The sequence below is a fragment of the Antrihabitans stalagmiti genome (genome assembly GCF_016482825.1).
GTDB classification, from domain to species: Bacteria; Actinomycetota; Actinomycetes; order Mycobacteriales; family Mycobacteriaceae; genus Antrihabitans; species Antrihabitans stalagmiti.
This window is the reverse complement of the sequence record NZ_JAEMNV010000008.1, coordinates 99,927-123,807: the sequence shown is the minus strand read 5'-3', so window position 1 is coordinate 123,807 and position 23,881 is coordinate 99,927. Positions and strand designations below refer to the sequence as shown.

The following is a 23,881-nucleotide window of genomic DNA, read 5'->3' as shown; positions in this document are numbered from 1 at the left end:
ACAGGAAGGCACATCGATGTCCATCGAAATCGTGGCAGTCACTTTGCTGGTCGTGGTCGGTCTGGTCAATGCGGCGCCGGGAGTGGTCGCGTTCTCGGTCGCTCGAACGCGCGTCGCGTACGGCGTCGACGTGGACGATCCTGTGTTGACCGTTCTCCTACGTCATCGTGCGGTGTTGCTTGCGATTGTGGGAATCGGACTGATCGTGAGCGCTTTCGTGACATCGATGAGGGTGCCGGCAATCGTCGCAGCGGCGGTCAGCATGACGAGTTACGTCGCGATTGCAGGCAGCACGAAGGGCGTGAATCAGCAGATCCGCCGTGTTCTCCGCGCCGATGTCGTAGCACTCGTCGGTCTGGGTGCGGCGGGGGCGCTACTCGCCTCGTGAGTCTTTCCGGCGGGCCCGCCCTCCAAAAAGACTCAGGAGCGGCGGAGCCGCCTGTCCGCACCGCTTCGCCGATCGAAACTACGACGCCTGTCCCGACGAGTTCGCCCTTTACCGGTGCCGTGTACGTGCGATGCCAAAGTGGGGAGCCGTGTGCCCGAACCACTGGACGAGGAAGCCGTGTCGACGCCTCGCAGATCGACGACGACGCAGTCACGACCGTCCCGCTTCGCCTGATACATAGCCTGATCGGCCACGACAACCATGGTGTCCAGCAGGTCCGCGAGATGCATTCGCGCAGCAAGGAAGCCGCTACCCGATACGCAGGACACTCCGATACTCGCCGTGACTGGCGCAATGTCCGTCGGTGCCGCAATGGCTGCCCGGATTCGCTCCGCGACTGCATCTGCGTGCAAACGCGGAATCACGTCGACGAGGACAAATTCCTCGCCGCCGAATCTGGCGAGTACAGCGCCGCCACGGACGACCGATTTGATTCGACGCGCCGATCGCACGAGTACCTCGTCGCCGATCGCGTGGCCGTGCGTGTCGTTGATGTGTTTGAAGCGATCCAGATCGAGCACCATCACGATGACGTCCGCGTCCGCTGCCCCCTCTAGCGAGATGAGTTCTCCCGCATGCATGTACAGCCCGCGGCGGTTCAACAAGCCGGTGAGGGGATCGACCATGGAGCTGTCGGCGTCCGACCGCATCATCCAGAAACCGATCTGCAGAATCGGGGGGATGGCAACGACGATCACGACCGACGCGAGACCTTGCGCGATTGCCATCGCTGGGTCGCCGTCGGGTCCCCACCCGACCGCGATCACAAAGACGGTCAGAGACAACAGAGCCCACGCAGAGTGCAACGCGAGCGCCCTCGGACCGTGAAAGAAGACCAGGTACAGCGACAGGACGACGAACGAATTCAAGCCGTACATGCCGACGAGATGGTTGGAGTACTGCCAGCACACGGCCGTTATTCCGAGGTCGCCGCAGACGACGAACGCGGCCGACAACTGCCACGACGGCCAGCCGAAGAAGATCCAATGCAGGGCTGCGACAAGAGTGAATACTGTCGCGGCCGCGACCAGCGCGGTGGGCAAGCCGTCTCGCGGACCCGACGGCGAAAAGATCATGATTGCGGAGACCACACCGAGTAGGGCGGTGCACACGGCGAGCAGCCACCGAATCTTGCTTTCCATCGCGCGCGGCTCGAAGTAGTCGACGACCCAGCGGTAGTCGCCCTTCGACGACCACCATTCGCGCAAGAAGCCCTCCACACCCCAGATACTGCACTATCCCGCAGTCGGGAGCAGCGAAACGACAGGTGACCTGGTCGGGTGACTAGTACTGAGTCAGAATCGGCCCAGGACTCCAAGTTCCCGATCGCTGCACGTCATCGACGGTCACGCGCGCTTGGGCGGCGTCAGGATCGAGGGGGAAGTACTGCTCGATGGACCCCCAATCCCGGTCCCAATCGTTGTCGAGGTACGACGGAATGGTCCGTGCTCCGAGGAGCAGATCGATCCAGCCGAGTGGTCCACCGCCGTCGCGGCCCTGCCAGAGGTTGGTGATCGTCGCGCCGTTTCGGTCGGGCAGGATCCGATACTCAGGTTCCTGCGCGACACCAGCGTCGGTCGACACCAGGTTCTGGCACGGGAAGTTCAGCCCAACTGCCCAGTCGAGCAACACGGGCGCCTCTGTGCCGACCAAGTCCGAGAGCGTTCGGGTCTGCGGTACTCGTGGGGGAGTGACGGCGACCCATTGGTCTCGGTTGAGGTCGGCGTCGGTTGCGACGATGCGAACGGTGTCGGCTTCGAAAGGCAGCTGATCGAGCGGCACGCGCAGGTTGCGCCACGTCGGCGACGGACCGATGTCGATCGGCGTGATCCGTCCGAGCGTCGTCACGGTCCGGTCGGGTTGCGTTGTGCCGTATTCGATCTCGACATTCTGCCCGTTCGTGACGACGCCGTCGGCGTTGACGGAGCGGATCCGGCCGGCTACGGCGATGGCAATGATGTCGCCGCGTGTATTGCTCTCGTTGGCGGCGGGCAGCCGATACCACGAGCTGGTCAACGCTGCCGGGATCTGCTCGCCCTCGCGGTAACTGCCGAGCACGGGAGTCGTGGCCGGATCGAGTCCGAACGGCAGCGCGACGTTGCTGCCGTTGACGCCGCGTTGTCCGGCGCCGCCACCTGTTCCTGCTGAACTCTCCTGCGGCGTCTCGTCTTCGGTGTCGGTCGAGACGGTGTTCGCTTGCCCGGTTGTCGACTCGGTTTCATCGGAGGTGAGGTCTGCTGCGACGCCGTTCGGGGTGAAACCCGTCGTCGACGGACCCGCCAGTGCGTCGCCCACGTCCCCGTCGAGGGGTGCGAGCATCGACTGGTTCGGGTCGTCTTCGACGAGAACGTCGTCGGCCAGTCCGCACCCGCCCGCAAAGGCTTCTTCGACGTTCGATTTCGCTATCGAGTACGCGGGAAACTGTGCCGCAGCAGCTTTGACGAAGGACAACACTTCGAACATCACCATGAAAGCAGCGGCAACGGTCAATACAGGAACTCGCGCAATCCGGGTGGCGATGACATCGTCGCGGCCGGGTTGGGGCGGTCGGATGTGGAACCACGCTGCTGCCAGCAGCGCGAGTAAGGCCAGGCCGGCGGCGGCGGTCGACAATCCGGTGCCCGCGATCGTCGGCGGCTTGTCCCACCACGGGATGCCCCAACTGGAGACGTACCAGTAGCCGTTCGCGCCGACGAACGACAAGGCGAGCGCGAAGAACACCGCAGCGGCGAACAGGGCGCGGTTACGGAGTGAGCGCAGCACGTGTGTGCTCACCGCCACCGCGGTCAGGGCCGCTACCACTGCGGCGAGACCGGCGAAGACGCCGAAATGGTGGGTCCACTTGGTGGGGTTGAACATGATCAACGCCATCCCACCGAGGGTGACACCGACGACTCGCAGTGACGGTCCGGCCGCCGTTCCAGGAATCCGGCCGCCTCGACGCAGCATCGTCGTCGCGCACACCAGCAAACCGAGCACCATCACGAAGACCCCGAAACGTCTTGTCAGCCAGCCGTCGGAGTTGATCTGCAACAGGTACTGGTAGCGCAGGTACTCGAAGAACCAGGGCTCGCCCGGGCCGATCTTGCTGTGCACCTCGGTCATCGCTCGCGTCGACGCAAGCGTCTGATCTGCAAAAACGGCGACAAGAATGACCAGCCCGGACGCCATGAGAGGCAGTAGGAGGGCGAGCTTGCCCACGCTGCGAGCGCGTTCGGTGACGATAGCGGCAACCTGGCGTGCCCCGGCGATCAGCGCTGCGATACAGATCAGGCCGGACGGTCCGACGGTCAGCGTGAAGCCCGCGATCAAAATGGCGACAGCTGCGGGTAGGAGACGGCGCGTTGCGATCGCTCGCTCGACCGAGCACCACGTCAGGAGAACGCCGAGCGCGACGATCGGCTCGGGGCGCAGTCCGTTGTTGTAAGGGAGCCAGAACGACAGGAAGACCAGCGCGCTCGTCCACACCGCGATCGAGCTGCTTCGAACTGCATTACCGAGACGTGGAATGACCTCGCGACTGATGATCCACCACGCGAGGATGCCGGCAAGCAGAGCAGGTAGACGCATCCACGGGCTGAGCGTCGACAGCTTCGCCATCCAGGACAGAATGTCGTAATACGGTGTGCCGAAGGGCGCTTCGGGAACGCCGAACCAGCGGAAGTAGTTGGCGATGTAGCCGGAGTCGTGAGCCGCCCGTGCCATACCGAGCTGATAGCCGTCATCGGAGGTGTTCGCACCGATGAAGTGCCACACCACGAGGGTGCCGAACACGACGGCGTCCACCGGTCGGACAGACCACCAGCGCGCAGGGAGCAAACGTCGCGTCGCGCGCCGGTCGGTTCCGTCGAGGTGATGCAGCGCGACCAACGACGTCACCGTCGCCAGTCCACAGAGGATCAGCAGCAAATATTTGAGGAGCGTCGGTGACGAGGAGAACCGCGAGTCGACCACGACACCGGCGCTCAGGCCGTCCGGTGCGGCGCCGGTCAACTCACTGAACAAGCCGACCGTCTGTGGACGCAGATCACCGTTGTTCGTCGTATCGGCGCTGGTCTCGGCACCTGTCGTCGTCACCGTCGCGCGGGTCGGGTCGATCGACACGGCGAGGGCGCACGGCTGGTTTCGCAGTGTGTCGACCGGCGCCGACCACAGCAGGGTGTTGCGCGAGACGACGTCGACCCGGCCGGTGCGGTCTGCCTCGGCGGCAACGACTTTGACGACGAAGCCGTAGCGTTCGAATTCGGGAGACTGCCGTGGAATCGTCGATACGACGACGCCGCCGGAGTCTGCAAGGCGGTCGATCGCGGTGCACGGAATGGCCGCACTCAGCTGTTGCGGCGCGTACGACACCAACGGTGCCGTCACAGAGGAAACATCGCCTGCCTGCGGCCACGAGACGTTCGACTGCGCCTGCTCTACCGGAAGGAACGGCAAAGCGAGAGCAGCGAGGACCGCAATCGACGCGCTGAGGATTGCGACCAACCGCGCCTTGTTCGTCGGTCGATTGCTGGCTGCTGTCGTGGCGGGCTCAGCAGCGGCCGAACGCCGCACCGCCCCCTTGCTTTCCGTCACGGAGCACCACGCTAGCCGAGTGGTGCCCGCGGACCCGATTTCGCGTGGTCAGCGTGTAGGCGTCTACGTGACTAGAAATTCCACTGCCAACTCGGCGATTGCAACTGTGCACTCGGCAAAGTGGTAGGCACGAACACCAGTGCACCGCTGTCGCTCGGCACATCGAACGCGACCCGGAAGCGGTACGTCTTGTCGGGCGTCAGGGAAGGCCAGTCGATGGGAAAGCATCGTTCGCTGGCATTGGAAGATATGTCGGGCTCCGTTGCGCCTTCTGCATTGAGAATCGACCAGCCCGCGCCTGAGGGTGGACCGTTCAGGCCGGTCGGCAAGATCGTTGCGTCGAATTGCGGGCTCGTTTTCGCCGACACGAACGCGGTGACGATGTGACCGTTCTTCGGTGCGGCCTCTGCGTCTTTCGCTGTGCAGGGTAGGTCCGTCTTGATTGCTTCGACGGTGAACTCGAGTTCGCCGCCTTTGCCGTCTTCGAGCACTGCCGCATCGCACAGCTCCATCGGAATATGCTGTGCCGGCGGCTTTTCGGTGTTCGGTTTGCGCTTAGTGGTACCGCATTCGGGGACTTGGTCGGCGCCGTCGTTCTTCTCGCGGCCGGGTTCGACGGTCGGGCTGCTTGCGGCTGTGTTCGCGCTCGAAGCGGTTGAGCTGTCCGAAGCTGCATCGCTCGACTCGGACGAGCCGGAGTCGCTGCCGCAACCCGCGACCACGATAGCTACGCCCGCAATCAAGGCCGCTTTTCGCATGAAATCCCCTTTGCCTAGTACGTGCTGAGTTCTTCGGAGCGTGCAGTCCTCGCACGAAATACCCGCGCGGCGGGACGGCAAACCTGCTTGCCGTGTCATGGAAATTGCGCGATTAGATCACCTGATCTATAGTTCGATCATGCGATCTAAAGACGGCAGCTCGACCTTCACGGAGACGGCGCGTCGTGCCCAGATCGTGGAGTACGCGATCGAGGCGATTGCCGAACTCGGATACCACCAGGCATCCGTGCGCAAGATCGCGGAGCGCGTCGGCGTGGCGATGAGCGTCGTGCTCTACCACTTCGGGAACAAGGACGACCTCGTCGCTGCGATCGTCGCAGAGTTGTACAGGTCGCTCATCGACATCATGTTGCCGTTCGTCGAGCAGGAAACGACCGCCGCAGGCAAGCTCGCGGCGCACATTCGGGCACACACGTCCTACATCGCAACGCACCGATCGCATCAACTCGCCTTGATGGAGATTGCGTCGAACTATCGAAGCCGCTCGGGCGGACGGCTCGGTGAGTTGGGCGTCGATCTGCCTCCCGCCAAGCTGGCAGAACTGGCCAAGCTGGAGCTCGCAACGATTCTCACAGCAGGGGTCGAAAACGGCGAATTCCGCTCGCTGTCACCGAGTTCCATCAGTCTTGCGGTGAGTGGCGCAATCGGTAACGCAGTGCTGAAGTCGGCAAGTGATCCGGACTTCGATATCCACGCGTACGGCGAAGATCTCGTCGTCGCGTTCGATCTGGCAACTCGAGCACACAACGAAACGGGGGAGTAGTGGCAAGAATTGTGATCGCGGCCTACGGCTCGCGAGGTGACCTGGTTCCGCTGACCGATTTCGGTCGTAAGTTCGTCGACGCCGGCCATGACGTCGTTATGACGACAACGCCGGACCTCGTCGAGGAAATCGAGGGCTGCGGACTCCAGGCTCGGGCAATCGACGTCGAACTCGATGTCGACCCGGACATGAAAGATCCACTCAAGGAGGCAATGAAGCTCGTGCGGCCGAGCGGTATGCGCAAGCTCGGTGAGAACCTGCTTGCCGCATTCGACGAGGTACCGGCAGATGTCTTGTTGCTGACGCCATTCGCCGAACTTGCCGGACATCCGCTCGCCGAGGCGAGAAATATTCCGAGCATCGGTGTGCGGCTGCAACCGTTGTCGAAGACGTCCGCCTTCCCGCCGTCGCTGATGGGAGCCTGGTCCGGCGGTTCGATGGTGAACCGCAGCGCCGGGCGCCGAGCAGCAGGATTGATGGACCGCCTCTACGGCAAGACGATTGCGGGCTTCCGAAACCAGCTCGGACTCCCGGCGAAGTCCGCACGGAAGCTGCGGCAGGAGCGCACTGCCGCGGAATGGCCCATACTGCATGGCTTTTCACCGACTGTCGTGCCGCGTCCGCAGGATTGGCGACCCGGCCTCGAAGTGACTGGATACTGGTGGCCGCAACGCCCGATCGGCTGGGAACCGCCGGCGGAGTTGGTGTCGTTCCTCGAATCCGGTTCTGCGCCGGTCTTTCTCGGATTGGGCAGCTTGATTCTCGGCAAAGACGATGCGGCTCGCCTATCGGAAACGATCCACGAGGCGCTGGTGCAGGTCGGTGTGCGCGGGGTGGTTCAGGCCGGCGGGGCAGGACTCGATGTCGTCGGCGACGGTGTCATGACGGTCGGTTCCGTACCGCACGATTGGTTGTTCGAAAAAGTTGCCGCCGTTGCGCATTCATGCGGGGCAGGAACTACCGGTGCCGCGCTGCGCGCGGGATTGCCGACCATCGCCATTCCGTCGCCGGGTGGCGATCAACCGTTCTGGGCGCGACGTCTGCACGACCTCGGTGCGAGCGCCGCGACGGTGCCACGGCCCAAGCTCACGGCGGATCGACTGGCCAAGGCGATCGATGCGGCCCTGAGCGAGCCGAGCCACCGAGCTGCTGCCCAGGACCTGGCAGGCCGGATCGCCGAGGAAGACGGCGCCGCGATGGTCGTGACCACGGTCGAAAAGCTGATCCGCGCATAGCGAATCGTCGCTCGAGCATAACGAGAGGAATGGAATGGCAAGCGAAGCACTGATGGGGGACGCCTTGATCGCGGGCTCGATCGCGCTGGCCGGGGGAGCCATTGCAGTCGGGGTCGGCGACGGCTTGGCTGGAGCGAAGTTCATCGAGGGGGTGACGCGGCAACCCGAGGCGCAGTCTCGCCTGTTCACGCCGTTTCTCATCACCGTCGGTCTTGTCGAAGCCGCGTTCTTCATCAACATCGCGTTTATGGCGCTGTTCGTTTTTGCCACGCCTGGTGGGTAGCCGACGAACGGGCTAACAGTGTCGCGATTTGACCGAAAAGTGAGCACTGGTAGCCCGTTCGTGGTGGCCCAACCTGAGCATTGTTCGACGAGTGATACGTCAGTCGGGTATTGTCGCTGCGTGGCACCGGCGCCACCAGAAAGGCAGAACACGATGACCGCAGCTCGCAACGCGCACTCCGATCACGTCCGCTCCCTACCTGGGCGTTTGGTGTTTCGGGAAGAGTCGATCAGCTGGCAGGGGCGTTGCTTGACTACGGGACTGCGCTATACCGTGCGGCCTGCTCTGCACCTACTGACGTATGTGTTTCATTGGCCACTGCCGACCGGAATCGTCGATTGGTTGGCGCGGTTCGTCATGATTCCGCCGAAGGGGACCGTGCGGCAACCGGTCCGGCTGAACAACTGCGGCAGCGAACTCGTACGGGCGAAAGGTGTTGCGCCAGCTGACGGATCGGGCCGGGCGATTCTCTACCTGCACGGCGGAGCGTTCATTGCATGTGGCCTGAACACCCACGTGCGAATCGTATCGACGCTCTCGCGTTTGGCCGACGCGCCGGTATTGAGCGTCGACTATCGGATGGCGCCGCACTCGCCGATGTCGGACGCGGTGCAGGACTGCGTCGACGGCTACCGGTGGCTGCTTGCGCGTGGATATCGGCCGGACCAGATCGTCGTCGCAGGTGATTCCGCCGGCGGCTACCTCACGTTTATGGTTGCGCTCACCTTGATCAGCGAGGGGCTGACGCCACCTGCGGGCATCGTCGCGATGTCACCGCTGACCGAGCTCGATCCCGCCGGAAAATTGAGTCATCCCAATTCACGGACCGACCCCATCTTCACAGCCAAATGCTTCACGGCTCTCGAGCAGATCATTCTGCAAGCGAACGAGCGTGTCCTTGTCGACGGTGTACCCGGTCCGCTTGTCGAACCGACCGCCGAAGACCTGACGAAGATGCCGCCGACGCTGATTCACGCCTCGGCGGTCGAAGGTTTGATCTACGACGCGGAGCTGATGACCGAGCGGTTGCAGGCGGCCCGAGTGCCGGTCGAGCTGAAGACGTGGGCCGGGCAGGTGCACGTGTTCCAGGCAGCCGAGGCATTTGTTCCCGAGGCACGACAATCGCTGGAAGAAATCGGCGAGTTCATTTGTGAAGTCGCCGTGTGCGCGGAATTGCCTGCGGCAGGTTAGGCGTTCAACGGCCCGCAGGAGTCATCCATAGACTCCCGCCATGACCGTTCTGCGTTCGATCCTGCTGTTCGTTCTCGCTGCAATTGCCGAGATCGGCGGAGCCTGGTTGATCTGGCAGGGCGTCCGCGAACATCGCGGCTGGGTCTGGATCGGCGCTGGAGTGGTCGCCCTCGGTGCCTACGGATTTGTCGCCACCCTGCAACCGGACGCGAACTTCGGTCGAATCCTCGCTGCATACGGCGGAATCTTCGTCGCAGGATCGCTCGCGTGGGGAATGGTTTTGGACGGGTTTCGTCCCGACCGCTGGGACGTACTCGGCGCGTCGATCTGTCTGATCGGCGTTGCCGTCATCATGTATTCACCGCGTAGCGCCTAGTCGTGTGCAGGCGGGCTCGATCGGCTGGGACGTGACACTTCCGTCTCCCGATTCGGGTCGCGTTGCTATACGCTGAATCCGCAGCACCGGCCGGGTAGACCGGGCTGTATCACACGCCGCCTCGCCACTCTTCGCGCGACGAGCGAAATCGAATGCCTCATTTCCCGGTCGTTGTCGACGCCGGACGAACCTTGCATGCACCACAGAGATGGAGTGAAAACCTATGTCTACCAACCGAATCACCAACGGCACCGAGCGAGCCCTCATCGAGAACACGCTGGACCGCAACCGCGAAGCGCTGATCGAAACGGCGCGGGGACTGTCCGACACCGATGCGCGCCGACGACTCGTTGCGTCACTGACGACACCGATCTCGTTGCTCAAGCATGCTGCCGCCGCGGAACGTATTTGGTTCCAACGGTTTTGGGCCGAACTGGACGAATCCGAATGCGACGGTTACTCGCGCCGCGACGAAGGCACCTTCGCAGTGACCGCAGACGAGTCGGTGGAGGATGTTATCGCCGAGTTCGAACGCGCGAGCCGACGCTCACGTGACATCGCATCCCGCTACGACCTCGACGACACCAAGGACTTTCCCGGCGAGGGCACCGTCAGCATGCGATGGACACTGCTCGCGATGATCCAAGAGTTCGCCAGGCACGCGGGTCATGGCGACATACTCCGCGAACAGATCGACGAACCGGCACTGGGACAGCGGATTTCGTAGCGCACGTTCCGTCGGAGACCGAAAGTACCGCCGCTTAGCCTTGGTGATCGTCGACCCGGTCAGGGAACGGTTGCGATTGGATATCCATTCGGCGGAACCATAGTTCGACGCTGTCGAGGAACGACGCGACAGTGAGTTCGTGTGACGTTGCGCCCAAGGCATATCCGACGGCCAATCCGACCCCGGTGGCCAGCAGCGCTGCGCCGGCCCGCTCGAGCAGTTCGTGGTCGACGGCCTGCACGCCAAGAGTATTCGCCTGCGCAAGGATCAGAATTCGGATGCCTGCGGTGAATCCGTCGATGGTGTCACGGTTGGACTTTTCGAGGGCTGGGTCGCTGCGGGTGGCGATCGTGAAGTCCGCCGCGAGCCGGATCCATGCCGGTTCTTCGAGGAGCTTCTCCCACTGTTGTTGTGTTGCAGACATTTTGGCGGTCTCTCCAGCGGCGGTCAGGACCGCGGTGGACAGACCTTCGAGGACGTGTTGAAAATGTCTGCGCAGCACCTGCAGGCATAAGTCCTCTTTTCCGGCAAAGTTTCCGTAGATCGACCCATGGGTGCGGCCGGCCTCGTCAGCGATCTGGGCGATCGTCGTCGCGTGGTAGCCGCGCGCCAGGAACACTCGCTCCGCCGCGGAGACGATCAGCTCGCGGGTCTGCGCTTGCAATTCGTCGCGCGTCAACGCCTTCGGCATCTGTCCTCCTTTGCGCGTCAACGCTAGCGCGCCCGTCCGAGTGGAACGGCCTTGCCATACGCCCACCCAGCATATTATGTTGCAATTCAAATTATGGTCTAATATGAAATGGTCATCACGCTCGACGGGAGTCGTCCGGCGGACCGGTTCAGTTCCCGTACAACGAAGTGAGGGCAGGTCTTATGAGCTTTGTCAGTGAAATGCTCAGCAAAACTCCCGACGAGCGTCGAGCGGCTGATCGGAAGTTCGACTTCCTGCTCGGGCTGCACGGCAAAAACGGCAAGAAGGCGCTCGCCTTGGCCGAGTCCCCGCGAATCGACGGCGGGTACTTCGGTCCCGACTCAATCAGCTGGAAGGTCTACGAAAACGTACTGGTTGCCGGGATGGGCGCGATGTCCGGTCTGTTCCTCGCCATGCTCGATCCAGTCGGTGCCTATGGCGTGGGGCAACACACCGTCTACTACTACGACACGCTTGGCCGGACGCGACGGAGTCTGTTGTTCTTCGCCGGTGCGGTATTCGGTGACAGCGCGACCGCAGACAAGGTCGGTCGTGACCTGTTCCGCAAGCATTCGCACGTCAACGGTGAGATCCCCGGTTCCGGTGAGCAGTTTCGCGCCAACCATGTCGACGCGTTGAAGTTCACCTATATCGCGGGCTGGCAGCTCCTATGGCGCGCGTACAAGGCTTACGGCGATCCGAACGCAACCGTGGAAGACGAGCGGCAGTTCTACGCCGAACAGCACATCGTCGCCGAGTTGCTAGGAATCCCCACGGGAGAACTGCCCCTTACGCCCGAGGACGTGGACGCCTGGGTGGCGAACGCCGAGCGGAACATCATGGCGTTCACCCGCCCTGCTCAGGAAATTCTCGACTTCCTCACATCGCCGCCATGGACTCCGGTGTGGCCGCTGGGAGCGATCAATCCGTTTGTGCGCATTCTGTTTTGGGCGTCGGTTCCACTGATGAGTCCGTATGTGCGCGAAATCGGCGGACTCGCGAACATCCGGTTGCGCACCACTCTGTCCGCTGTCGTCATCAAGCAGGTCGCCAAGGTCGTGAACCACCCGATCGTCGACCACTTGATCGTGCCGTTCGTCGGGTACGAGATGTGGGGCTATGCGCACAACGCCCTCCGCCATACCTCTGAAACGGGGAAGGTTCCCTTTACCCACAATCCCGGCCTCACCCTCCAACAAGGTAAAGGCGGCACGCTGCAACACACGATCGATCAACCGGTACAAGCAGGATTGCAGGAGGCCAAGCAATGAGCCGAGTCGATGTGATCTCGACCGAACGACTCCTCGACGACCGTCACCACCACCACGAGATCCAGGACTTCTGGCAGAACGGTCCGGTAGCGCTCGTATTCCTGCGCCAGTTCGGCAGCGCGTTCGCGCTGAAACAAGCAGTCGACCTCAACACGAGCTACGACGACATCACGGCGGCCGGCGCCAATGTCGTCCTGATCGGACTTGGAACCCCTATCCAGGCGTTCACCTTTCGCAAACGCTCCGAAACCAGGTTCCCGATCCTGACGACCGCCGACCAGTCGCTCTATCGCACCATGGGACTCACCCGAGCGTGGCGCGCTGCGCACGGACCGACAAACATTGCCCCCTTGATCGGTCTCGTTCGGAATGGGGTCTACCCCTATCAAAGGACGGGCGACAATGCACAACTCGGCGGTGCGTTCGTCGCCACACGCGGAGGCGCACAAGTGGTTTGGGAATTCCGCGCCCATCGGGCGAGCGAGATCGCCCCCGCGGACGAGATTGTCGAGGCACTACTGACAGCGAGTGCACGCATTGCTACGACCTGAAGGTGGACGGCGACGCTCGGTCTCGGAGCGGCTTTGCCGGGTGTGCTGCGCTAGGGGCCACCGAGGATCCCGTATTGCACGTACTTCCCGTGCCAATGCACGAAGAGGCCCATATGCAGCTTGACTCCTCGGAGTCCGTAGATCGACTGACCGAATGGGATTAGTGATCCTATTTTCTCGTAGCTGTGACCGGACCGAGGTGGAAGCGTCTCAGTCGGTTCGAAGTAGCTTGGTTGATAAATCCGACCTTCGAAGCGAAAGGCGTTGGGCGGGGAGAATATCCAGTTCGGATTCGAATACTTGACGCCGAAACCGACGTAGACAATCGCGAACACTGCCAGCGTGGCCAGCAAGACCCCGTCTCTGATCCGCCGCCATCTCGGAAGTGCCACGCCTCGATCTTTCCGTGAACTGCTCATTGGACCCAGTCGATGGCCGCTGTCAACGAGTATGCGCTTCGAAGAAATCCCAGATCACGTCGTTTGCGACTACAGCGTCGGTGACTGGCCCGAGAAGCCCTGTGAGAGCGTCCATCCCATTGCTGCCGGGCCACGTGTGTTCACCGCCGTCGAGGACGTACAGCTCGACGACGGTGCCATTCGTGCATCCGGACCATGCCTTTCGGGTGACTCCGTCGGTGACGGGTGTATCGGTCGGCCCGACGGTGCAGCCGTCGTGGTCGGCCCACGCCTGTGACGATTGGAGTGCACCGTCTCGCCGGCCCATGAACAACATGCCTGCCGTCGTCTCCTCGGTGAGCCCGAGTTCGCCTGCGCCACTGCCGACTCCGCCGTCGAACGGGATGAACCGGTCGGCCGTGCCGTGGAAGGACAGCACCGGAAGTGGCTTGGACGGTGAACAGGAGGTAGGGCTGTAGAGGCCCGAGACAGTAACCAGTGCGGCGAACCGGTCAGTTTGGTCGCAGGCCAAGATCGAGCCGAACACCCCGCCGACGGCGAAGCCCATTACCAACACCCGATCAGTGTCGATACAGGTGGCGGCCTCAACGTCGTCGAGCAGGTCGCTGACGAACAGCTGGTCGTCCGTCCACCCCGGTTTGTCGACGTAGTTCCAGGTGAGTAGCGGCCCGGCACCGTTGACCGGCTCGGGTGTAATGACGACGGCGCCGACATCATCGGCCTTGACTCTCCCCGCGGCGTCGGGTTTGGTGAACCCGCTGAACGACTCTTCGGTGCTTGCGGGTGAGTACGCGGTGAGGTCGAGCACGAGCGGAACTGCCTTGCCCGGCAACAGTTCTTGAGGCACGTAGCGGATGTAGGAGCGTTCGCGGCCGCCGCTCGTCATGGTCACTTCCGTGCGCCCCGCGGCTGGCTGACCGATTTCGCAGCCGACGGATTCGCGCGCCGCAGCTACCGTCTCTTTTTCACCGGTATCACCGCGATCTTCGGAACAGGCGGCCAGCGCCAGCACAAGGAGTATGGGCAACAGGAACGTAAGTGGACGCAAATGGGTCATCACATGCGACGGTACGCCGCGGTCGGAACCGGCAATCAGTGCGTCGATTCCCAATTACGAATGGCAGCGACGAACTCTTCCGGCGCATCTGACTCGACGTACGTCCCAGCGCCTTCGACGATAACGGTCGTGTGGTCTGTGAACGTTGCTTCCAGGCGCTCGCGCTCCTGAGGTCGGAAGGCGATGTCGGCGTCACCCCACACGATCAGGGTCGGTAGGTGGGCGAGGTCAGCAAGGCCGTCTTCCAACTCGACGAAGAAGGCCCGGCTCGCGAGAATACGGCCAGGAAGCACGGCAGAGGCCTGGCGCCGCTCGGCGGTGTCGAGCGCACGATTGTAGTGAGTCATCTCGGCCGACGTCGGCTTTCGACGTCGGTGACCGGTAGGGATGAACGCATCGACGAGAAGGTTGAACCGCCGGACCAAGAATCGAAACGGGAGTCCGCCGACGATGCGAGAGAATGCCTCGAAATGGAGAATCCCATTGACCGGCCAGGCCCAGGTGTTGGCAAGTACCAGCCGATCGACGACACCCGGCCGTCGCCGTGCGGCGGCCAGACCGATCGGGCCACCCCAGTCCTGCCCGACCAGCGTCACCCCAGTCAGGCCGAGCGCGTCGATGAAACCGGTGACGAGATCTGCGTGTTCTTCGGGCAGGTAGCGGTAGCCGACTTTGGCCGTGGACAGTCCGAAGCCCGGGTAGTCGAGCGCGATGCACCGGAAGTCGCCTCGAAGCGCGAGGATCACCTCGCGCCAGAGGAATGACCAAGTCGGATTGCCGTGCAGGAACAGCAGCGTTGGTCCCGTTCCTTCGTCGATGTAATGCACGGTGTGCCCGTCGATATCGACGAATCTGCTGTCGAACGGAAAGAGTTCGTCGTCGACCCATGCGGGTCGAACACTTCTGGTGGTGTCGGCCATGGTGGTCCCCCTACACTCGGCTGCAAGATGCGCTTGAGAATGTCATGCGCACTTGAGAAGATCAAGCGATAGGAGGAATTGATGCGAAGCTACGGCCAATACTGCGGGCTCGCCCGGTCGCTGGAGGTCGTAGGCGACAGGTGGAACTTGCTCATCGTCCGCCAACTGCTCATTTCCCCGGCCCGCTACCGCGACCTGGTCGACGGCCTACCTGGCATTGCGACCAACCTCCTCGCTGGTCGACTACGAGAACTCGAGTCCCTGGGCGTGATCGAGCGGCAACTAGCCAGCGAGGGCAACGTCGTCGAGTACGCCTTGACGCAGTGGGGAGCCGAACTACGCCAGCCGATCGAGAGCCTGATCCGCTGGTCCACCCCGCTGATGGTCCGCGGACCCGAAGGCGACTCCTTCCGACCCGAGTGGCTCGGCCTCGCCGTCCCCGCCCTGCTCGACACGCGGGTCAAGGACCGTCCATCGGCGACAGTCGGCCTCGACTTCGGCGACCAACCTCTACAACTCCGCGCGACGCAGTCCGGCTTCGAAGTCGGCCCACACGACGGCAGCCAACTCGACGCCACCGTCCGCGGAGAACCCGCTTACATTCTCGGACTGGCCGCCGGCGCCCTAACTCTCACCGACGCCCGTGCCTTCGGTGTGATCGAGATCGACGGCGACGAGTCAGTCGTCCGCGACGTCTTCGCAGCAGCCTGATCTCTCGCGGTTCGAGCCTGCAGCCGTATAGAACGCACGTTCGAAGGCTGGTATTCTCGAGCCAGGCGGGCCGCCGGTGGGAAACCATGGGAAGCGGCGGCCCGTCCTCTGACTCGGGCCGCGCTATCGACCAGCCCGCGCAGCGCGGATCAGCCGAAGCTGACCGATCTCGGCGACGTTCTTCATCAGTTCCGCGTTCAACCATGCGAGTGTGTGAGCGACGGTTTTGTCGGATTCACCTGGCCACGGAAATGTGGCGGCGGCCTCGAGATCGTCGTCGGACATACGACCGAGCAGCGCCAGGTACTCGTCTTTCAACCCTCGCAACCACACGATCGCCGACCCACCGCTGCCCGGCCACAAGATGTCAGTTCGCTCGCGCACGGTCCGCTGGTAGAGGTGGTCGAGAGCGACCGACCACCACCACCCGATGTGCCACGAGATCCAGCCGATGGTCGGCACGGGGACAGGATCGAGTTCGTTTTCGTCCCAGTCGGGTCGCCACAGTCCGTCGCTTCCGATGCGAACGGTCCAGCAAACCTCCGCGGGCTCCCATAGAAAGTCGTCGTCGGTCAGCGCGTCGAGGTGAATTTCGAACAGCGACCAGGTCAGGTCGAACTGCCAGCGAACGAGGTCGAGACGCGTCATCAGGCCGGTTCGTTGTAGAGGTCGCTCTCGGCGACGACGGGCGGAACCTTCGGCCGAACACCGTTGATGCGGCGACGAGTCGAAAACGCCGCTCCACGAGCGCTATTGGTCGGCGCGAATCTGCCGATGCCGGTCGGCGTGGACATGTCGTCGTAGAACGTGTCGATACCTCCGCTCATGAAGTAGGCCTCGTGCCAGAATCCTGTCCCGCCCGAATCTTTCAAGAACTTCTGCCACCACTGCTTGTGTGGATCGGAACGAGTCCAAAGTTCGAGACTGTCGAGGTCACGCCAATATTGCCGCGCACCCCAGTGCGGCGGAAACAACGACCAGATGATGTCCTCGTGCAGCAGCAGACCGTCGGGTTGGTCTTTGTGAGATTTGTAGAGCTTCGGACCGATGCCGAGGAGTCGCAGGATTCCACGTGGCTTGTTGACGCGCATCCCCAGGTAGACGACGACGAGGTCGGGGTAGTCGGACAGATCTGCGGTCAGACGGTTCACCTTCACACTGCGTCACCTCCCTCCGCGCTGGACTCCAGGATATGTAGATAAACGTAGCAACGACATGGGTAGTTCGATCCCGGAAATATTTCGCGGCTGTCAGACGAGATCGGCAAGCGCCCCGGTAGGTAAATGAATCCAGCCCTCACGCGACGCGACGTCCCACTCGCGCGCACTCGGCAATGTTGTTGCAGCACAGGCTGCTGCACGAGCGATAAACGCTGCGACAACAGCGTCGAACGCGTCGTCGGTCGCTCGGAACGTCGCCCGAAAGTCTCCTAGGTCGAGCCACGGCGTCGCGGCGTCGAAAGCGTCGAGCAAGCCTGCGAAACCGTCCTGCGCGCCGCCCTTGTAACCACGATTCCGTAGCCCCCAGCGTCGTAATGCCGCGGCGGGATAGACCTCGACGGCGACACCGTCGACGCGACCGACATCGATGCCGGCGGACCTCAGTTCCGTCAGAAGGCCCGCACATCGAAGTGCGACGTGTGCGATCCGATCAGCCGAGACGCTGAGCGGGACGACGCCGGTGGTTTCCTGGACGACGATGTCGGTGCGCCGCTTGGTCAACGGTCGTCGATCTTCACGAGACGCGAGAGATGTTGCGGGAGATCGGTGTTCGTGATGAGCCGAAACGAATGCGACGAAGGCGTCCGGCCAGCCGAATGGAGCATCGATACCTACTCGGTCAGCGCCGTCCGCAGCCGCGACGATCTCCGCATCGCTGACACCCATCCGCAGGTCGACGACCTGCACGCGTCCGGGCGTCCAATCCAGTATCGCCAGAGCGCTTTTCGCCGGCTCGGCAGCAAGGTCGACACCGACGGTTCTCATAGCTGCACAGTAACTTCTCAGACCCGACCCAACTGCTTGACGACGGCGAGCACTCGGCGATGGTGGGTGTCCGACGGCGGTAGGTCGAGTTTGGTGAAGATGTTGCCGATGTGCTTCTCCACGGCACGATCGGTGACGACCAACGTGGACGCGATCGCGGAATTGGACAGGCCCTGCGCCATCAGCGTGAGCACCTCGCGCTCGCGTGGGGTGAGGCGGTCCAACTCGTCGCGCTGCCGCGACGACCCCATCAATTGGCTCACCACCTCAGGGTCCAGTGCGGTGCCACCACACGCGACTCGCGTCAAAGCGTCGACGAACTCGCTGACATCGGCGACCCTGTCTTTGAGCAGGTAGCCGACACCTGCCGCGTTGCCTGCGAGAAGCTCTGCTGCATAGCGTGTTTCGATCCACTGCGAGAAGACGAGCACACCGATCTCGGGATGGCGACGACGTAGCGTGATCGCTGCAATCAGGCCTTCGTCGGTGAACGTGGGCGGCATTCGCACATCCACGACGGCGACGTCCGGCCGGTGCTCGTCGACCGCCGGGCCAAGTGACTCCGCATCTCCCACCATGGCAACGACGTCGTGACCGCGATCGATCAGGAGTTGGGCGAGACCGTCGCGAAGGATGACGCTGTCCTCGGCGATAACAATGCGCATGGATGCCACCGTATTTGCAGTCACGACGTCCATCCTGTCGGAAGAGCGATCGTCACGACGGTCGGCCCACCGATCGGACTCGTCACGTCCAGGTGTCCGTCGACGGTCTCCGCGCGCGACCGCAGCCCCGCCAGTCCGGTACCGCCGATCGGGTCGGCGCCGCCGATGCCGTTGTCGCGCACAGTGATCGTCAGCAGCGTGCCCACGTCGCGGATGTCGAGCCAGATCTTGGTTGCGTTCGCATGTTTGGCGACGTTGGTCAGCAGTTCGGCCACCGAGAAGTAGGCGATCGCCTCGATGCCGGGGGAGGGCCGCGTCGCGAGGTGGACGGTGCAGTCGACGGGGACGGGACTGCGCGAGGCGAGCGTCTCGAGTGCGGCGCCGAGTCCGAGATCGAGTGCGGGAGGGTGGATTCCGCGCACTACCTCGCGAAGCTCACGGAGCGCCTCTTTTGCCGTTGCGTGTGCGTCCGAGACCAAAGCTGTTGCTTCCCCACCGGTTGCGAGCTTCTCCTCGGCTCGGCCCAACGCCATTGCCATGGTGACAAGCCGCGCTTGGGTGCCGTCGTGCAGATCACGCTCGACCCGCCGCAGCGTCGCTGCCGAATCTTCGACGACGGTCGTGCGTGCATGCTCGAGTTGTTCGACCCGTGCATCGCCCTTGGTCTTTCCCAGCAGCGCCTGCACGAGGTGTCGGTCGAGAGAGGCGACAGCTCGGATGGGCCACGGTGCAATGAACACACACACGAAACCGAGTGCAGAGAAGGCGAGCATCTGGGGCCAGGTCTCGAAGTAGACGTCTCCGAACTGGACGATCGAATGACGCTCGACGCCGGCGGAGTCGATGTTGACCGGATGGAACAGCCACCACGGGATCGGCGATATCGCGACGAATGCCGACATCGCCGCAAAGGTAAGCACCAGGTAGCCGAGGACTGGGCCGAGTACCGACTTGACGAGGACGAACACGACGGCCCGCCACCCGTCACGATCGGTGAGTCCGGACCGAACGAACCCAAGTAGACCCGGCCGTGACCGGAACTCCAACGGCGCCTCGACGTCGGTCCGCAGCAATCCCATCGCAAGCCCGCGATATATGTGACCGAAGATCCGACTACCCACGACGACAGCTGCAAGCAGTGGAATGCCGACCAGAACGACCGTCAGCAGCAGACCGGCACCGAAACCGGCGTAGAGATAGGCAATTCCGACTGGGCCGAGGAACGTTCCGAGGAGCACGTACGCAGCATCGCGCCAAGTCTGCGCGTCGATGGGCGCTCGCAACAACGTCGTGGGCACCCGTCCAGTCTTGCCTACGGCCGCATTCGCCTCCGCGTAGGTCGAGAATTGCGCATAGACCGTTTCTGTCATATCTCGATCCTTGCGGGCGAAGTGGCCGCTTTCGATAGTGCCGACCCGCTGACCGGTGGTGTTGCCAGCTACACCATGTCGGCTGGATTGGACGTCTGTCCGCGAAGTGACCAGGCTGCGATTTCGGTGCGGTTCGAATATCCGAGTTTGGCAAGGATGCTACGAACGTGTGTTTCGACAGTGCGCTCGGACAGCACCAACTTCGTGGCGATCTCCCGGTTGGACATCGCTGCGGCGATCAGCTGCGCAACCTGAGATTCTCTGTCGGACAACGGATTGGCGGCCTTTGCGGCATGGGCCACCTGAGCCTTGAGAGCGTCAGCACGCTGCAACGGCCCCGGCAGGTCCAGACGCCTGAACTCCCGTGCCGCAAGGTCGAGAAGTTCACGAACTTCGGCATTGTCCGCGGCCCGACCGCGCTGGACGAGGGTCCGTGCGAGGCCGAGTCTGCTCAACGCAAGGTACGGCCGCGCGCCGATGCGGGCGTCCATGTCGATTGCACGGCGGTACTCGTCCACCGCGTCGTCGAGTCGGCCACACGTCCGAGCCATATCGCCGATCACTCGAGCCATCGATCCCGAACAGAACAGGGCCCCGCCGCCATCGCACGAGTAGTAGCAGTGGAGGTCGCGGACCTTGGTGAACACTTTCTCTGCAACCTCGGCGTCGGCGAGCAGGTCCGCCGCGATGGCGATGTGGAACAGCATCGCCGCCCAACGTGGACCGACCTCGAGGGTGTCCGGCACCGTCCGAAACTCCTCGAAAGCGGCACGCGCCCCGTCGATGTCGCCGGCGAGCGCGAGGTTGATCGGAACGAATATGCGGACGAGCCCGATCTGTGGCGCAGCCTGCAGCATCGCCATCTGTGAGTCGAAATCGGTCACTACACCGCGAATGATGACGATTTGCGTCTGGAACGCGTGGTACAGCCCCACCAGCGAGCTATCGCCCATCGCCTCCGCGGACTTGCGTGCGGATTCCGTATGATTCTGTGCCGCAACATAATCTCCGACGAGCGCGGCTCGCGTCGCTCGGCACCTGTGCAGGTGCCACCAGGCGAGGGGAAGTTTTCGGGTCGTCGCGACCTGCTCGATCATCGCGAGCGAGCGATCGACCAAGCCGAGATCGCCGAGCTGCAGCCCGGCATCGATGTTCCATACGTGACCCCACAGCGCGGCAAGGGGCTGGCGGGCGGTCCAGTCGATTTCTATTGCACGGGCACACAGTTCGCGTCGTTGCTCGACGAACTGCGGTGCGGACAGTGCAACGTGACGCGCATGCAGGCCGTCGAGGATGGCGTCCGGATCACCGCTGTGGTCCGCGAGTTCGAGTGCGGTCGCAGAGAGTTCCATTGCTGCACTGGGGTTCTCGTCTTCCGATGCGGCCAGCGAGCGCTGCGCGAAGAGTCGCGAACGCAGAGTCGTCGCGTCGGCGGGAAGTGTTCGTAACGCTGCAACGCACAGTCGTTCGACGGTCTCCAGTATCGGTTTCGACGAAACTCCGTGTACGACGAGTGCCGCTGCGCCGATCAGATCGGGTCGGTCGGCTTGTTCCGCGTAATCCGCTGCGCGGACGCATTGTTCGATGCTCGCGCCGATGCGTCCGCCCGCGAACTCGGCGATCGCAAGTTGCAGATTCAGTTCGGCGAGCAGTGCTGGCGGCGCGCCTGTTCCCGCTGCCTCGATGGCCAAGTCGAGAAATCGAATTGCTTCGGCGTAGGCGACGGTGGACATCGCCGACTCTGCGGCACGGCGTGCCCATTGCATACACTGCGCGGCGGAGTCCTCGCCGGACGCCCGCTGCCAGTGCGCGGCAACGGGTCCGGCGGTCGAGTCGGCAACCGGGCCTTGCGACAGCGCCAGCGCCGCTTTGCGGTGCAGCAGCATTCGCGTCGACGGAGCCAGTTCGGCGTACACCGCATCGCGAATCAGTGCGTGCGCGAACGTGAATTGACCGTCACCCGATTCGACGACGCCTGCCCCTGCTGCTGTATCCAGGTCCCGCGCGACCTCGTCTTCGGACCGAGACAGAATCGACGAGAGCAGCAGCGGGTCGATCCGCTCGCCTGTGACGCTGGCTGCGTCGAGGACATCGCGGGTCTGTCGGTCGAGGCGAGCAAGCTGTGCGACCGCCAGGCGTCGTACTTCGGGGTTCGCCGCAGGATCGACGACGAATTCGTCGTCGGACATCGAGTCGACGAGCAGACGCACGAACAGTGGGTTCCCGTCGGTGTAGTCGCGAAGTGAAGTGGCGACAGCACCGGTGGTGCGGGGTTGCACCTGGCGCAGCCAGTGCGCGATGTCTGCGGCGGTGAGGCCGCTGAGCCGGATGGATTGCGCGTCCTGCGCTCGAAGCAATTCGGGGAGAACGTCCGCGAACGTCCCGTCGGCAGGGTCCCGAAACGTCGCGACGATCAGGAGGCGAGTGGCGTGCACGTCGGTCGCAATATGGCGCAGGAGCAGCAGCGATGTGCGATCCGCCCAATGTAGATCCTCGAGGACTACGACGAGTCCGGTAGCCGCCGCCGCATCGCGCAGTGCATCCGCGATCGCAGTGAACGACTGAAAACGAGTCGCCTCCGACAACGGGGCGTTGCTACCCGACAGATCCTCCGACAGGTACGGGGCAATTGTTCCGACATCGCGCGCGAGCCGAGTCCACGGCCAGCATGCGGGCATGCCCGCATCGTCGACCGCGTACCCACGCGCGACAGGCACTCGATACTCGGCAGCGATCTCGACGAGTGCCTTCGTCAGACGCGATTTACCGATTCCCGCAGGGCCACTGAGCAGAATCATGCGGCCGGCGCCATTGGCAGCAGAAACAACCGCGGCGCGCAGTTGCGCGACCTCACGGCTGCGACCGACGAATGGGGCGTCCATCCAAGAAGTATCCAACGCGCCGATCACAGTACGTGGCAATTAAGTGGTCGAGCTACGTACTGCTACTGATTTGCCGCATGCCTTTCGCTCACAGACTGATGTCAGTCGATCCGACACATCATTCGAGGGAGCACCAAATGTACGCACAGCTAACCTATTTCGACGGTCCGCGGACTGCCGAACAAATCGCGGCCGCGGATTTTGCAGGTCAGAACCGCATCAAGCCCGCAGTCATCCGGGTACCAGGATTTCTGGCCAACTACGTGCTTCGTCAGTCCGACGGCTCGCAGGTCGTGATCACCATTGCCGAATCCGAGCAGTCCTTGCTCGACGGACAACGCGCCATCATGGCGACCGAACTGCTACCCGGCGAGGACCCCGCGCTCCTGCCGGGCGCCGACCGGATCGAGATCTATCCAGTCGTCGAACATGTCGACGCAGCAACCATGGAGGTAACGCGATGAACAAGCCAGTAGCTGCGCCGGTGAGCGCACGCCGATGGGCGGTCGACGTCGAGCACAGCACCGCGACGTTCACGGTCGTCAAACTGGGTCATACGGTGACCGGCACCGTCCCGATTCGGGAAGGCAGCGTTTCCTTCGGCCAGGACGGTGGGCTGGAACTGGCGAAGGGTGTGGCAGAACTGAGCTTGATCGACACCGGGAACATGCGGGGCGATCTCGACCTCCGTAAACCACGCTTCCTCGATCTCGACAACCATCCGGTAGCGGCGTTCGTCGCGACGGACGCCGTAGCGACGGCGACCGGCTGGCGAGTCGCGGGACATCTGACGGTGCGGGGAAACAGTGCAATGGTGTACTTCGACGTGACTCTCGATGGTTCCGGAGACGAGGTGAGCCTCTGTGGCACAGCGATATTCGACCGTCGGGACCTGGGTATCAAAGCGCCTCGGCTGCTGATCGGACGGACTATCGCGATGACCGTACGAGCACGACTTGCCCCGGTGGCGTGAGTTGACGCT

The 23,881-nt window shown here is 63.1% G+C and carries 24 protein-coding genes; 12 read left to right on the top strand and 12 right to left on the bottom strand.

The genetic code is table 11. The features are described from left to right. Positions 1-16 precede the first annotated feature (16 nt). Positions 17-388 (top strand): hypothetical protein, encoded by a 372-nt coding sequence (locus tag JGU71_RS22445; RefSeq protein ID WP_199706744.1) that lies wholly within the window; start codon positions 17-19, stop codon positions 386-388. A 32-nt stretch (positions 389-420) separates the two neighbouring features. On the opposite strand, the gene JGU71_RS30440 is transcribed toward JGU71_RS22445, so the two are convergent. From JGU71_RS30440 to JGU71_RS22430, 3 genes are all read right to left on the bottom strand, one after another. After that, positions 421-1,668 (bottom strand): GGDEF domain-containing protein, encoded by a 1,248-nt coding sequence (locus JGU71_RS30440; RefSeq protein ID WP_199706743.1) that lies wholly within the window; start codon positions 1,666-1,668, stop codon positions 421-423. 64 nt (positions 1,669-1,732) lie between these two features. Next, positions 1,733-5,023 carry an arabinosyltransferase domain-containing protein gene (locus JGU71_RS22435; protein WP_307829773.1) on the bottom strand — a complete coding sequence of 1,097 codons (3,291 nt, stop codon included), beginning with the start codon at positions 5,021-5,023 and terminating at the stop codon, positions 1,733-1,735. A gap of 71 nt (positions 5,024-5,094) precedes the next feature. Further along, positions 5,095-5,781, bottom strand: a complete 687-nt coding sequence (locus JGU71_RS22430) for a hypothetical protein (protein ID WP_199706742.1) — start codon at positions 5,779-5,781, stop codon at positions 5,095-5,097. Between the two features lie 139 nt (positions 5,782-5,920). On the opposite strand from JGU71_RS22430, the gene JGU71_RS22425 reads away from it, so the two are divergent. The 6 genes from JGU71_RS22425 to JGU71_RS22400 all read left to right on the top strand — a co-directional run bounded on the left by JGU71_RS22425 (position 5,921) and on the right by JGU71_RS22400 (position 10,377). Continuing rightward, on the top strand, positions 5,921-6,565 hold the full coding sequence (locus tag JGU71_RS22425; RefSeq protein WP_199706740.1) for a TetR/AcrR family transcriptional regulator: 645 nt from the start codon (positions 5,921-5,923) through the stop codon (positions 6,563-6,565). Further along, entirely contained in the window at positions 6,565-7,800 is a 1,236-nt protein-coding gene (locus JGU71_RS22420) for a glycosyltransferase (RefSeq protein ID WP_199706739.1), read from the top strand. Before JGU71_RS22425 ends, JGU71_RS22420 begins: the two co-directional genes overlap by 1 nt. A gap of 34 nt (positions 7,801-7,834) precedes the next feature. Continuing rightward, positions 7,835-8,083, top strand: coding sequence for a F0F1 ATP synthase subunit C (locus tag JGU71_RS22415; protein ID WP_199706737.1), 249 nt, complete (start codon positions 7,835-7,837; stop codon positions 8,081-8,083). Between the two features lie 153 nt (positions 8,084-8,236). Then, on the top strand, positions 8,237-9,274 hold the full coding sequence (locus JGU71_RS22410; RefSeq protein ID WP_199706735.1) for an alpha/beta hydrolase: 1,038 nt from the start codon (positions 8,237-8,239) through the stop codon (positions 9,272-9,274). A 40-nt stretch (positions 9,275-9,314) separates the two neighbouring features. After that, the gene (locus tag JGU71_RS22405; protein WP_199706733.1) at positions 9,315-9,650 is read left to right on the top strand and encodes a YnfA family protein; all 336 of its coding nucleotides are present in this window, start codon (positions 9,315-9,317) and stop codon (positions 9,648-9,650) included. 223 nt (positions 9,651-9,873) lie between these two features. After that, positions 9,874-10,377: a DinB family protein gene (locus JGU71_RS22400; protein WP_199706731.1), complete on the top strand. Its 504-nt coding sequence runs from the start codon at positions 9,874-9,876 to the stop codon at positions 10,375-10,377. A 34-nt stretch (positions 10,378-10,411) separates the two neighbouring features. On the opposite strand, the gene JGU71_RS22395 is transcribed toward JGU71_RS22400, so the two are convergent. Further along, complete coding sequence (locus JGU71_RS22395; RefSeq protein WP_199706729.1) at positions 10,412-11,068, bottom strand: TetR/AcrR family transcriptional regulator; 657 nt, start codon at positions 11,066-11,068, stop codon at positions 10,412-10,414. A gap of 182 nt (positions 11,069-11,250) precedes the next feature. Between JGU71_RS22395 and JGU71_RS22390 the strand changes: the two genes are divergently transcribed. Both JGU71_RS22390 and JGU71_RS22385 read left to right on the top strand, forming a co-directional pair. Beyond that, the gene (locus tag JGU71_RS22390) at positions 11,251-12,339 is read left to right on the top strand and encodes an oxygenase MpaB family protein (protein WP_199706727.1); all 1,089 of its coding nucleotides are present in this window, start codon (positions 11,251-11,253) and stop codon (positions 12,337-12,339) included. Further along, positions 12,336-12,890: a peroxiredoxin-like family protein gene (locus JGU71_RS22385; RefSeq protein WP_199706725.1), complete on the top strand. Its 555-nt coding sequence runs from the start codon at positions 12,336-12,338 to the stop codon at positions 12,888-12,890. The genes JGU71_RS22390 and JGU71_RS22385 overlap by 4 nt, the downstream gene beginning before the upstream one ends. A gap of 441 nt (positions 12,891-13,331) precedes the next feature. On the opposite strand, the gene JGU71_RS22380 is transcribed toward JGU71_RS22385, so the two are convergent. Then, complete coding sequence (locus JGU71_RS22380; protein ID WP_199706723.1) at positions 13,332-14,366, bottom strand: CE1 family esterase; 1,035 nt, start codon at positions 14,364-14,366, stop codon at positions 13,332-13,334. A 35-nt stretch (positions 14,367-14,401) separates the two neighbouring features. Beyond that, positions 14,402-15,286 carry an alpha/beta fold hydrolase gene (locus JGU71_RS22375; protein ID WP_199706721.1) on the bottom strand — a complete coding sequence of 295 codons (885 nt, stop codon included), beginning with the start codon at positions 15,284-15,286 and terminating at the stop codon, positions 14,402-14,404. An 81-nt stretch (positions 15,287-15,367) separates the two neighbouring features. Here JGU71_RS22375 and JGU71_RS22370 point away from each other — a divergent pair, with 81 nt between their 5' ends. After that, on the top strand, positions 15,368-15,997 hold the full coding sequence (locus JGU71_RS22370; protein ID WP_199706719.1) for a winged helix-turn-helix transcriptional regulator: 630 nt from the start codon (positions 15,368-15,370) through the stop codon (positions 15,995-15,997). A gap of 123 nt (positions 15,998-16,120) precedes the next feature. Here JGU71_RS22370 and JGU71_RS22365 read toward each other — a convergent pair whose 3' ends face one another. From JGU71_RS22365 to JGU71_RS22340, 6 genes are all read right to left on the bottom strand, one after another. Next, positions 16,121-16,645, bottom strand: a complete 525-nt coding sequence (locus tag JGU71_RS22365; protein WP_199706717.1) for a DinB family protein — start codon at positions 16,643-16,645, stop codon at positions 16,121-16,123. Then, the gene (locus JGU71_RS22360; RefSeq protein WP_199706715.1) at positions 16,645-17,154 is read right to left on the bottom strand and encodes a monooxygenase family protein; all 510 of its coding nucleotides are present in this window, start codon (positions 17,152-17,154) and stop codon (positions 16,645-16,647) included. The genes JGU71_RS22365 and JGU71_RS22360 overlap by 1 nt, the downstream gene beginning before the upstream one ends. A 93-nt stretch (positions 17,155-17,247) precedes the next feature. Further along, on the bottom strand, positions 17,248-17,982 hold the full coding sequence (locus JGU71_RS22355; protein ID WP_199706713.1) for a DUF429 domain-containing protein: 735 nt from the start codon (positions 17,980-17,982) through the stop codon (positions 17,248-17,250). Between the two features lie 17 nt (positions 17,983-17,999). Continuing rightward, positions 18,000-18,647 (bottom strand): LuxR C-terminal-related transcriptional regulator, encoded by a 648-nt coding sequence (locus tag JGU71_RS22350; protein WP_199706712.1) that lies wholly within the window; start codon positions 18,645-18,647, stop codon positions 18,000-18,002. A 20-nt stretch (positions 18,648-18,667) separates the two neighbouring features. After that, complete coding sequence (locus JGU71_RS22345) at positions 18,668-20,017, bottom strand: sensor histidine kinase (RefSeq protein WP_199706711.1); 1,350 nt, start codon at positions 20,015-20,017, stop codon at positions 18,668-18,670. Between the two features lie 68 nt (positions 20,018-20,085). Then, positions 20,086-22,899, bottom strand: coding sequence for a helix-turn-helix transcriptional regulator (locus JGU71_RS22340; protein WP_199706709.1), 2,814 nt, complete (start codon positions 22,897-22,899; stop codon positions 20,086-20,088). Positions 22,900-23,036: 137 nt separating this feature from the next. Between JGU71_RS22340 and JGU71_RS22335 the strand changes: the two genes are divergently transcribed. After that, positions 23,037-23,363, top strand: coding sequence for a hypothetical protein (locus JGU71_RS22335; protein ID WP_199706707.1), 327 nt, complete (start codon positions 23,037-23,039; stop codon positions 23,361-23,363). Beyond that, positions 23,360-23,872 (top strand): YceI family protein, encoded by a 513-nt coding sequence (locus JGU71_RS22330; RefSeq protein ID WP_199706705.1) that lies wholly within the window; start codon positions 23,360-23,362, stop codon positions 23,870-23,872. Before JGU71_RS22335 ends, JGU71_RS22330 begins: the two co-directional genes overlap by 4 nt. Positions 23,873-23,881: the final 9 nt, after the last annotated feature.